The following is a 12,454-nucleotide window of genomic DNA, read 5'->3' as shown; positions in this document are numbered from 1 at the left end:
ATCAATTTTCTTTTTTTCGAGACTTTTTGGCGCAAATAAAACTATGGGTAAATCGCTAGTTATTGTCGAATCGCCGGCCAAAGCCAAGACAATTAATAAATATCTTGGTAAAGACTTCATTGTGAAGTCGAGTGTAGGTCATATACGTGACTTACCAACTTCGTCTACTTCTGACGGTACAACTGTGACTAAAACCGCAGCAGAAGTTAAGAAATTATCTCCTGAAGAAAAAGCTAAATACAAGCTAATCAGAGACAAACAAGCGCTTGTGGCGCGTATGGGTGTTAACCCAGATAAAGGCTGGGCAGCCAAGTATCAAATCCTGCCTGGTAAAGAAAAAGTTGTTAAAGAATTGAAAGCGTTAGCAGAAACTGCTGACCAAATATATCTCGCAACGGATTTGGACCGTGAAGGGGAAGCCATTGCCTGGCATTTACAGGAAATTATTGGTGGTGATCCTTCACGGTATCAGCGAGTTGTGTTCAACGAAATTACTAAAACTGCGATTCAAGATGCGTTTAGTAAACCGTCGGTACTTGATACCAATATGGTTAATGCCCAGCAAGCTCGTCGTTTTTTAGACCGCGTTGTTGGCTTTATGGTGTCACCATTATTATGGAAAAAAGTCGCTCGTGGTTTATCTGCTGGGCGTGTTCAGTCGGTAGCAGTTCGCTTAGTTGTAGAGCGTGAAAGTGAAATTAAAGCGTTTGTTCCAGAAGAGTTTTGGGATATCCATGCTGAATTAAATACACCTACCGCCGCTAGCTTGAAAATGCAGGTGATGAAATATCAATCTGCTGCATTTGAACCGATTAATGAAGCGCAAGCTAAAGTTGCTGTCGATGCGTTGCGTGATGCAACGTATGTTGTCACTGCGCGTGAAGATAAAGCAACCTCAAGCAAACCTTCGGCACCTTATATTACGTCGACGTTACAGCAAGCTGCCAGTACTCGTCTTAGTTTTGGTGTTAAGAAAACCATGATGATGGCGCAGCGTTTGTATGAAGCTGGTCACATTACGTACATGCGTACCGATTCAACCAATTTGAGTAAAGAAGCGGTTGAAAACTTACGCGAAATGATTGGTGCCGAGTTTGGTGACAAGTATTTACCGGCAGAACCTATTCGTTATGGTAGCAAAGAGGGCGCTCAAGAGGCGCATGAAGCTATTAGACCGTCAAACGTGGCTGTGCAGTCCGCTTCGTTAACCGATATGGAAAGAGACGCTCAGCGCTTGTATGAGCTTATCTGGCGTCAATTTGTGTCCTGTCAAATGACACCAGCTCAATATGATGCAACACGTTTAACGGTAACCGCGGGTGATTACGAATTAAAAGCCAGTGGCCGTACCTTACGTTTTGATGGTTGGACTCGTGTTCAGCCACAAGTGAGTAAGAAAAACGAAGAAGATAAGACACTGCCAGTCGTTGCAAAAGGCGACAAATTAGTGCTTGAAACGTTGTCGCCAAAACAACACTTTACCAAGCCTGCGCCGCGTTACAGCGAAGCATCTTTAGTTAAAGAGCTTGAGAAGCGTGGTATTGGTCGTCCTTCAACGTATGCGACGATTATTTCAACCATTCAGGATCGTGGTTACGTTAAAGTTGATAACCGCCGTTTCTTTGCTGAAAAAATGGGTGAGATTGTCAGCGAACGCTTAGTCGGCAGTTTTAAAGAATTAATGAGCTACGACTTTACCGCCAGCATGGAGCAAACATTAGATGATGTTGCTCAAGGTAAGCTGGACTGGAAAAAAGTATTAGACGGTTTTTATGGCGACTTTACCAAGCAGTTATTGTTGGCCGAGTTAGATCCTGATGAAGGTGGTATGCGCCCTAATGAGATGGTATTAACAGACGACATTAAGTGTCCAACCTGTGGCCGTCCAATGGGTATTCGCACTGGTTCAACAGGGGTTTTCTTAGGTTGTTCTGGTTATGCGTTACCACCTAAAGAACGTTGTAAGACCACGCTTAACTTAACCCCAGGTGAAGAAGCTGTAAGCGACAATGAAGATGGCGAAACGGAAGCGTTACGTGCTAAACATCGTTGTGGTAAGTGTGGTACGGCGATGGATAGTTATCTCATTGACGAGACGCGTAAATTGCATGTTTGTGGTAATAACCCGTCATGTGATGGTTACGAAGTTGAAGCCGGACAATTTAAGATTAAAGGTTATGAAGGTCCAATTATTGAGTGCGATCGTTGCGGCAATAATATGGAACTTAAAAATGGTCGATTTGGTAAGTATTTTGGTTGCACCAATAGCGAGTGTAAAAACACCCGTAAGTTGCTGAGAAGCGGCGAAGCGGCGCCACCAAAAGAAGATCCTATCTTCTTACCTGAATTAAAATGTACTAAATCGGATGCTCACTTTGTGCTTCGTGATGGTGCTGCGGGCATATTTTTAGCTGCCAGTACTTTCCCTAAATCGCGTGAAACACGTGCGCCGTTAGTGGAAGAGTTAGTTCAATATCGTGATTTATTATGGCCTAAATATGCGTATCTTGCTGATGCGCCAGTCGAAGATGATGAAGGCAATAAAGCCTCGGTTAAATTTAGTCGTAAAACGAAAGAGCAATATGTTGCTACTGAAGTTGACGGCAAAGCTACCGGTTGGTCTTCTAAGTTTATCGGCGGTAAATGGGTTAGTGAATCAACTAAGAAAAAAGCGAAGAAATAACTTTAGCTTTGGTTGCAACATAACCCTGTTCATTAACGCTACCCATACGGGTAGCGTTTTTTTTGTGTCACAAATGGGTATAGGCCGTAATCCGTTTTGGTAAAGATAATAGGGTTAGCGAGCAAACCTGTTTTAACTCTCGATAAGCAAGAACACTCGATATATAAGAACTTTCGATATAAAAACCAAAGATGACAGATACAAAAAAACACTGATTATTATCAGTGCTTTTTTAGTGACAAAACATTACCAATCTACATCGATGTTAAGCCGAAATATAGCAAATTATTTGGCACTATTTTGAGCAGCTTGAATGGCCGTTAACGCAATGGTGTAGACAATATCATCGACTAATGCGCCGCGTGATAAATCGTTAACCGGTTTACGCATACCTTGAAGCATTGGACCGATGCTGATTAAATCAGCACTACGCTGTACCGCCTTGTATGTGGTGTTACCCGTGTTTAAATCTGGGAACACAAATACGGTTGCTTTACCTGCGACAGGGCTGTCTGGTGCTTTAGAGAGCGCTACGTTAGGCATGACTGCTGCATCGTATTGCAATGGACCATCGATAATCAAGTCCGGACGTTTTTCTTTCGCGATTCGTGTGGCTTCACGTACTTTATCCACATCAGAACCGGTGCCAGAAGTACCCGTTGAGTAACTGATCATCGCAACGCGAGGCTCAATACCAAAGGCTTTAGCTGATTCAGCTGACTGAATCGCAATATCGGCTAGTTGTTCAGGATTTGGATCTGGGTTAATCGCGCAATCGCCATACACTAGCACTTGATCAGGCATCAGCATGAAGAAAATCGACGACACTAAGCTAGAACCCGGTGCCGTTTTGATCAACTGCAATGGTGGGCGAATAGTATGTGCCGTGGTATGAATAGCACCGGATACAATTCCATCTACTTCATCTTGTGCCAGCATCATGGTACCAAGTACCATGTTGTCTTCAAGTTGCTCACGGGCAACAACTTCTGTTAACCCTTTGCTACGACGTAATTCGAGCATAGGCTCAACGTACTTTTCACGCACGCTTTCTGGCTCAATGATTTCGATGCCTTCACCTAAAATAACATCTTGTTGCGATGCAACGCGTAAAATCTCTTCGCGATTACCGATTAACACGCAACGAGCAATACCCCGTTCAGCACAGATAGATGCTGCTTTAACGGTTCTTGGCTCTTCACCTTCAGGAAGCACGATAGTTTTACGGGCAGCACGGGCTAGCTCGGTTAACTTGTAACGGAATGCCGGAGGAGATAGACGGTGTTCACGTGGAGAATCCTGGGTAACACTTTCAATCCAGGTTTGGTCAATATGACTGGCCACGTATTCTTGCACTTTTTCAACGCGCACAGCATCATCCACTGGCACTTCATGATCAAAGCGTTGAATATTGAGCGAGGTCTGCCATGTATTTGAATCAATTAAAAATACTGGCAAGCCTGTTTCAAAAGCTTGTTCACATAATTTCATTATTTCTGGTTCAGGCGGGTAGCCCCCAGTAAGCAACAACGCGCCAATTTTAACGCCGTTCATCGCTGCTAAACATGCAGACACGATCACGTCGGAGCGATCGCCAGAAGTCACTAACAATGAATTTGTTTTGATGTGAGTAACCATGTTAGGCAGGCTACGGGCACAAAATGTTACACGGCGCATACGACGAGTATGCATTTCACCGGCATTAATGATTTTGGCATTTAAGTGCTTGGCCAAATCAGATGCACGCGGGGCAATTAGCTCTAAATTGTATGGCACACTACCTAATATACGCAGCGGACTTTTACCCGGAAGTTGGAACATTCCTGAGCTATCAACGGCATTCATATTTTTATCATCAAATACTTCAGATAAATCAGGACGAGTGCGACCTTCGTTGTCAACTGGAGCACCAATTTTATTGATGATAGCGCCAATTAAACGTTTGTTTTTCTGTCCACCCCAAGAGTTAAAGGCGATTTCTAATCGATTCATTAATCCATTAGGCGTATCGTTACCAGGGGTTGCGATGAAAATAACATCGGCGTCTAATGCTTTGGCAATTTCATAGTTAATGTCATCAGCAAATGGATGGCTACGTGTTGGTACTAAGCCTTCAACCACTAGGATTTCAGTATTACTGGCGCATTCTGCTGCGCGGGCAATAATCTGTTCCAGTAGGACATCAGTTTGCTCTGAACGGATTAACGCTTCAGCATGGACCATTGAATAAGGTTCCAACGGATTGACGGTTGGAGAAGTACTTAAAATAGTGGTTGAACGTTCTGGACCAGTATCACCAGATCGAATTTGAGCAATAGGTTTAAAAAATTGGACTTTAACGCCTTTGCGTTCAAGCGCACGAACCATACCTAAGCTTAGTGATGTTAATCCCACTCCAATACCGATTGGAATAAGCATAATATTACGAGACATAACGACCTCTTGTGTGCGTATTGTTCATATTAATTAACCGAATATAAGACCGAATAGGCTGCTTATTTAGCTGTGATTAGCTTAATGGCATCTTCGGCAATAACCCATTCTTCATTTGTCGGTATGACCATAGCAATTGGGCTACCTACTTGAGTAATGATGCCTTGTTGGCCAAAGCGAGCCGCTTTATTCAAGTTATCATCGACTTTGAAGTTAAATATTGCTAATAAATTAAGCACTTTCTCACGAATAAGGTCTGAGTTTTCGCCAATACCGCCAGTAAAGATAATGGCGTCTAAACGCCCTAATGGCACAGTGTAAGAGGCGATATATTTGGCTAAACGATAGCAGAAGATATCTAAGGCTAATGTGGCACCTTTGTGACCGTCTTGATAACCTTCTTCAATACCACGACAATCGTTGGTGAGTTCTGAAATGCCCAGTAAACCACTTTGCTTATTCAATAGGTTATTGACTTCATCAAGGGTATAGCCAAGCTGTTTAACTAAATGGAAAATAATTGATGGGTCTAAATCGCCGCAACGTGTACCCATGACTAAACCTTCAAGCGGGGTTAAGCCCATTGAAGTGTCGACACTTTTACCATCTTTAATCGCGGTTACTGATGCGCCATTGCCTAAATGAGCACAAATAATATTGGTGTCTTTAGTCTCTTTGCCTAAGACTTTGGCTGCTTCACGACAAATATAGATATTGCTAGTACCATGCATGCCATAACGACGAATGCTATGTTCACGATACAATTTGTAAGGAAGGGCATAAATATATGCCTTTTCGGGCATGGTTTGATGGAATGCGGTGTCAAATACTGCAACTTGTGGTAACGCTGGGAATGAGGCAAGTGCGGCACGAATACCAATTAAATGCGCAGGATTATGCAAAGGTGCTAATGACGCACAATCTTCAATACCCTGAATGACTTCAGGAGTAACAATAACCGAGCGAGTAAACTTTTCGCCACCATGGACGATACGATGACCAACGGCTTTAATTTGTGCCGCAAGTTCTGGGTGTTCTGCCAAGATGTTATTAACGATAAATTCTACCGCTTCGCGATGCGCAGTAAAGGCACCTAATTTGGCTTCATTCTTGCCGCCATCAAATTTCCACTTAATGCGCGAATCTTCTAAACCAAAACATTCAGCTAATCCAGAAACTTTATCATCGCCTGATTGAGCATCAATGATGGCAAATTTTAATGATGAGCTACCGCAGTTGAGAACGAGTACTAATTTGTCTGACATGTTAACGCCTTTTAAGTCAATGAAACTAAATAAAATAGTAAAATTCCATTTTGATTAAGGTTTATGATGATTCTTTCATAAACGCCACACTTCGTTGTTTTTACCGTGATTTACGACTGAAAGTTAAATCAGTATAGATGCAAATCAGCCAGTGCATTTGGGGCATGACACTGTATTATGTTATCGTTATACTCATGTCCTAAGCAGTAAAGGTAGCCGTATATTGAACATGAATTTGGTTAAATTACTTGGCGATGGTCAACGTTATATGAAGACCTGGCCAATGGTTAGGCAACTTGGGTTTTATTTCCCAGAGTACCGCGTCGTTAAAGCGACTCAATTAGCGATTATTGCTATGCCTGTGTTGGCATTAGTCGTTGCGTCTAGCCAGCTATACGTATTTGGCTGGGATTATTTACCGCAAGCATTAACTATGTTGCTGTTTTTTATTAGCCTGCCATTACAAGGCTTATTATGGCTAGGTTGGCGAGCGAGCCATCCGTTACCGTTATCATTATTTGATTGGGGCAACCAACTCACCTCAGCATTGACTAAGATGGGTATCCATTGCCAACCTTTGGGCGCAAGAGCCTGTTATTCTGATATGGCTACCATTTTGAAACTGGCTTTTGAACGTTTAGACCAAAGTTACTGGGATGAATTGTAATTCATCTTATGTATAAGTCAGTGCTAATTTACATCTGTTTATCGTTTTTGTGACTAAAATGTAGCGTTAATACCTCGGTCGACAAACACTTGCTGAATTCTCTGCATAATCTCTGTACTTGGCGGTGAAATATCCGCCAAAGTATACGTTTCGCCAAAAGCTTGCCATTTATGTTCCCCTAACGGGTGATAAGGCAGTAATTCAACTTTTTCAACATTGCTCATCGGTTTAATGAACTCAGCGAGTGCGATGGCTGATTCGACATCTTCAGTAAATCCTGCGACAACCACATAACGGATCCAGGTTTTTATATTTCGTGTGGCAAGATATTGTGCAAATTGTAGTGTTCGATGGTTGCTGACTTTCGTCAGTTCGATGTGCTTGGCATCGTCCATTTGTTTGATATCAAGTAACACTAAGTCGGTATTGTCGAGCAATTCATCTATCACCGGTTCGTATTTACGCACAAAACCGTTGGTGTCTAAACAGGTGTGTACCCCCTGGCTTTTGCAGGCTTTAAACAACTCGCTGACAAATTGAGCTTGTAAAATTGCTTCACCACCACTGGCTGTAATACCACCACCGCTGGCTTCTAAAAAGGGTTGATAAGAAATGACTTGGCTCATTATTTCATCAACAGAAACTTCCTTGCCGCCATCTAGATCCCATGTATCACGATTATGACAATATTGGCAGCGCATAAGACAGCCTTGCATAAAAGCGATGTAGCGAATTCCTGGACCGTCAACGGTTCCGAATGATTCCACTGAATGTATGCGACCTAACGTCATTGTTGTTCCTTAAAATGAATATAAAAAAGGCTGTATCGATAAGATGTTACACATCGATACAGCCAATTTTAGCAGAGACTACATACTTTTAGTAAATGTACGAGTAATCACGTCTTGCTGCTGCTCAGGGGTGAGCGCATTAAAGCGAACGGCATAACCCGATACACGAATAGTTAATTGTGGATATTTATCCGGATTAACAATTGCATCCTCTAACATTTCACGGTTCATCACGTTAACGTTTAAGTGTTGACCACCTTCACGGTTAGGCTTGCTTAAGAAGTAGCCATCCATCAGTGACGCTAGGTTAGTACGACGACCCGTATCATCTTTACCTAATGCATTCGGCACGATAGAGAAAGTATAAGAAACACCATCTTGTGCGTGGGCAAATGGTAGTTTAGCCACTGATGTTAATGAAGCAATTGCGCCATTTTCATCACGGCCATGCATTGGGTTTGCACCAGGCGCAAACGGTGCGCCTGAACGACGACCATCAGGAGTGTTACCGGTTTTCTTACCATAAACTACGTTTGAAGTGATGGTTAAGATTGATTGTGTTGGAATGGCATTACGATACATTTTTTTAGTGCGAATTTTCGCCATAAAACGTTCAACTAAATCGCAAGCAATGTCATCGACGCGAGCATCATTGTTACCAAATTTTGGATAATCACCTTGAATGTCAAAATCAACCGCAATACCATTTTCATCACGAATAGGCTTAACTTGAGCAAACTTAATCGCTGACAATGAATCGGCGGCAATTGATAAACCAGCAATACCACACGCCATTGTACGGCGGACATCACGGTCATGTAATGCCATTAACGCAGACTCGTAAGAGTATTTGTCATGCATAAAGTGAATAGCGTTAAGTGCAGACACATACTGCGTTGCAAGCCAGTCCATTAAACCATCAAGACGTGACATAACATCATCAAACTCAAGCACATCAGCAGTGATTGGATCAGCTTTTGGTGCAATTTGGGTTTTAAGCTTTTCGTCAACACCACCGTTAATGGCGTATAACATGGTTTTGGCTAAGTTAGCGCGAGCACCGAAGAACTGCATATGTTTACCCAAAATCATTGGGCTAACACAACAAGCAATGGCGTAATCGTCTGACTCAAAGTCTGGACGCATTAAGTCATCGTTTTCGTATTGAATTGAACTAGTGTCAATTGATACTTTGGCACAGTAACTTTTAAAACCTTGTGGCAATTTTGTTGACCACAATACAGTAATGTTTGGCTCTGGGCTTGGGCCCATGTTGTACAAGGTATGTAAGAAACGGAAGCTTGATTTAGTTACTAATGTGCGACCATCAAGACCCATACCTGCGATAGATTCAGTTGCCCAAATTGGATCGCCTGAGAATAGTTCGTCGTATTCAGGTGTGCGAAGGAAACGAACCATACGTAATTTCATGACGAAATGGTCAACCATTTCTTGGGCTTGCTGCTCAGTAAGAACACCATTTTTAATGTCACGTTCAATATAAGCATCAATGAACGTTGAAGTACGACCAAGTGACATTGCTGCGCCATTTTGGCTTTTTACTGCAGCAAGGTAACCAAAGTAGGTCCATTGAATGGCTTCTTTAGCATTTTTGGCTGGGACAGAAATATCACAACCGTATTTAGCTGCCATCACTTTCATTTGGCCTAAAGCACGATGTTGCTCAGCAATTTCTTCACGTAATTGGATCACACTTGATAAGTCTTCGCCTGCTTCAAACTGCGCTTGCAGTGAACTGAATTGGGCAAACTTATCTTTCATTAGATAATCAATACCGTACAAAGCAATACGACGGTAGTCACCAATAATACGACCACGACCATAAGCATCAGGTAAACCCGTTAATATACCTGACTTACGGCAAGCCATAATTTCAGGAGTATAGACATCAAACACGCCTTGGTTATGGGTTTTACGTAATTCAGAGTAAACGTAATTTACATCGCTGTTCAGTTCACGGCCATAAGCTTTGCATGAACCTTCAACCATACGAATACCACCATTAGGCAGCATGGCACGCTTTAATGGCGCTTCAGTTTGCAAACCAACGATAGTTTCAAGGTCTTTATTGATATAACCAGCATCATGAGAGGTAATGGTAGAAACCATTTCTGTGTCGAAATCGACAGGAGCATGAGTTTGGTTTTCTTGCTTGATGCCTTCCATTACTTTGTCCCACAAAGTTAATGTTGCATCTGTTGCACCTGCTAAGAATGATTCATCACCCTCATATGGTGTGTAATTTTGTTGGATAAAGTCACGTACGTTAACTTCAGTTTTCCAATCGCCAGCTACGAAACCTTCCCACGCGTTGGCAAATAGTTCGGTTTTATCTGTCATTTACTTAACCCTCTGGTTGATTTTCTACGGATATCATCACAATTAACACTAAGTGTTGTTATCCGTTGAGTACTTACATTCTGTAGTCTAGGTTGATTCGCTAGACTGAGCCGTTTACATCTTCTGCGACATTGATGGCAGAAATGTTCCGCCTGGCTTGTGTAATGACGCTAATCGATATTGTTTCGGTTAATGAACTAATTGGTAAGACCAATTATCCATGGCTTAATAATAGCACAGCGCGATGACGATATCGGCTGCTTTCGCTAACGGAATATCAAAAGTGTTAACTGGCTAACAAATCTGTTTAGAAGTTGGAGTAGCACGCGGCAATTTTTGACAAATAAAAAGCGAGATCGTTGCCGATCTCGCTTTTTATTGATGGTATTACCGAGCATAACTGGATTATAGCAACGCTGGAATCCCTTCGATCATGCCTACTGCTAACATCGCCGCCAAACAAATCACAAAGGCTAGGCTTGGGATAACAATACGGTCTGCAAACGACAAGGTTTTAGGACGTTCTTTATCACCAATCAAGCCATTGTTATCAAGTAACATGGTCAAAGCCCAAGCTAATACTGGGTTAGCAACGAATGCAGCGAAAATACAGATACCTGCGGCCTGGCTGCTAGTTGTGTCTTTAACCATCTGTAAACCCGCTTCTAATAACGGTAGGAATACACCGACTAAAAGCGCAATCGACATAACAGGACGCCACACGGTGATATCCATAGGATAACCAATGATAGCCACAATAATACATAAGCTACCGAGTAGGATAGCGCCAGCAGGAATAGGGCGTTTGGCAATGGCTGCGGGGATCATGTAAGTGCCCCACGATGAGGTAATATTACCGCCACCTACTGCCGTACCAACGATCTGTCTTACTGAACAGGTTGTCATTGTGTCATCAACATCCATCAGCACTTTTTCAGCACCTTTTGGATAATTTAACTCTTGGAAAATACGATGGCCAAGAAAGTCAGGTGACCACATGGCAACAGCAAGAATAGCGAACGGTAATGATGCAATAAAATGAGCAGCATTTGGTAAGCCTAACTGCCAACCATGTTCAGTTGAACCCCACCAATAAACAGGATTGAGATTTGGGATGCCTGGAGCGGTAGTAAATTGTAGATCTAAGCCTGCGCCAAGACCAAATGCCAGAGCAACAGCCGCGATAGAGCACAGCGGAATAGCTAACCAACGCTTACCGTATTTGGCTAATGCAGCATAAATAATGACATTGATTAACAAGATGGTAAATGCAACATAACCGAGTGAATAGTCAAGACTATGTTTGGCTTGCAGTCCTCCAGCCCAGTCAAACAAAGAACCTATCTGACTTTTAGCCCCCATAAATCCTAAGAACACTAATAAACCGCCAGCTACACCGCTACTGGTGAGGTTAACCAGTTTCGATCCCCCTTTGAAATAACTTAAAATTAAGCCAAATATACCAATGAGGATTGCTAACGCTAACGGATGAGCACCAGCGAGCGCGATGGTACCAATCAACGGGATCATTGGTCCATGGTTGCCACCAAGGTTTGCTCTTGGGTTAATAAAACCGGAGCTAATAATGCAGAAGAGTAAAGCAGGGATGAGCATTTCTACGCGGACAATTTGGATAGCAAATTCTGCCCCAAGATTGACGTGGTCCCATTTTTCACTTAAGCCTGCAGCCCAAGCAGCCATTACTGCAGAATACATAACAGTAATACCAATGGTTCCTGCTATTGCTGGGACTAAGTCTTCCCATTCAAAACGAAAATCACGCCCAGGAAGATTGAGTCCCCAGCGTTTTGGCTTCATTATCTTGAGTTCATTTTCTAGATAGGCATCGCGAGTATCAAACTCGCTAGCAGGGCGGTGAAGCTCGCTATAGCTTGCTTCATGAGCTTGTGTATCTGAATTACTGACTGTGTCTGACATAATTTCTCATTCTCCGAAAAGAACAGGTTAATCCATCAAATGATGAAGTTTAAGTGTGTTCCATTGAAGTGATGGCTATGTCCATAAGAGCAGCTTGCCGGTGAGCCGCAATGGCTCTTATCACTTTGCTCAGCTGCGATGCCTTTAATTAGGGAAGCATTACAGTGATGTCCTTATTATGATCTTTTTTGGTAAGACCAATTTACCTTGTGGATTTTAGCATAGCGATGCGATTGCATCACTTGGTATCAAGAAAGTTGATGTTTTGTTTGCTAGAAGTGAGATCTGGATAACAAGTTGACTGCAAAATTAGATC

7 protein-coding genes are annotated in these 12,454 nt (G+C 42.5%); 2 read left to right on the top strand and 5 right to left on the bottom strand.

The genetic code is table 11. The features are described from left to right. Nucleotides 1-43 precede the first annotated feature (43 nt). Nucleotides 44-2,683 (top strand): type I DNA topoisomerase, encoded by a 2,640-nt coding sequence (gene topA, locus EGC86_RS12710; RefSeq protein WP_123777793.1) that lies wholly within the window; start codon nucleotides 44-46, stop codon nucleotides 2,681-2,683. 285 nt (nucleotides 2,684-2,968) lie between these two features. Here the strand turns inward: topA and pta are convergent, their stop codons facing one another. Further along, nucleotides 2,969-5,116: a phosphate acetyltransferase gene (gene pta, locus EGC86_RS12705; protein WP_011637931.1), complete on the bottom strand. Its 2,148-nt coding sequence runs from the start codon at nucleotides 5,114-5,116 to the stop codon at nucleotides 2,969-2,971. A 62-nt stretch (nucleotides 5,117-5,178) separates the two neighbouring features. After that, nucleotides 5,179-6,381, bottom strand: coding sequence for an acetate kinase (gene ackA, locus EGC86_RS12700; protein ID WP_011637930.1), 1,203 nt, complete (start codon nucleotides 6,379-6,381; stop codon nucleotides 5,179-5,181). Between the two features lie 229 nt (nucleotides 6,382-6,610). Between ackA and yfbV the strand changes: the two genes are divergently transcribed. After that, nucleotides 6,611-7,048 carry a terminus macrodomain insulation protein YfbV gene (gene yfbV, locus EGC86_RS12695; protein ID WP_011637929.1) on the top strand — a complete coding sequence of 146 codons (438 nt, stop codon included), beginning with the start codon at nucleotides 6,611-6,613 and terminating at the stop codon, nucleotides 7,046-7,048. A 53-nt stretch (nucleotides 7,049-7,101) separates the two neighbouring features. On the opposite strand, the gene pflA is transcribed toward yfbV, so the two are convergent. The 3 genes from pflA to EGC86_RS12680 form a co-directional block, all read right to left on the bottom strand. Further along, on the bottom strand, nucleotides 7,102-7,839 hold the full coding sequence (pflA, locus tag EGC86_RS12690; RefSeq protein WP_011637928.1) for a pyruvate formate lyase 1-activating protein: 738 nt from the start codon (nucleotides 7,837-7,839) through the stop codon (nucleotides 7,102-7,104). 78 nt (nucleotides 7,840-7,917) lie between these two features. Further along, a complete protein-coding gene (gene pflB, locus EGC86_RS12685) occupies nucleotides 7,918-10,200 on the bottom strand; it encodes a formate C-acetyltransferase (RefSeq protein ID WP_123777792.1) in 2,283 nt (760 codons plus the stop codon). A 405-nt stretch (nucleotides 10,201-10,605) separates the two neighbouring features. Beyond that, nucleotides 10,606-12,138, bottom strand: a complete 1,533-nt coding sequence (locus tag EGC86_RS12680) for a DUF3360 family protein (protein ID WP_123777791.1) — start codon at nucleotides 12,136-12,138, stop codon at nucleotides 10,606-10,608. Between the last annotated feature and the right edge of the window lie 316 nt (nucleotides 12,139-12,454).

It is taken from the genome of Shewanella frigidimarina, from assembly GCF_003797125.1.
Lineage (GTDB): Bacteria > Pseudomonadota > Gammaproteobacteria > Enterobacterales > Shewanellaceae > Shewanella > Shewanella frigidimarina.
Note: the sequence above shows the minus strand (reverse complement) of the source record. Positions and strands in the feature narration are given on the sequence as shown.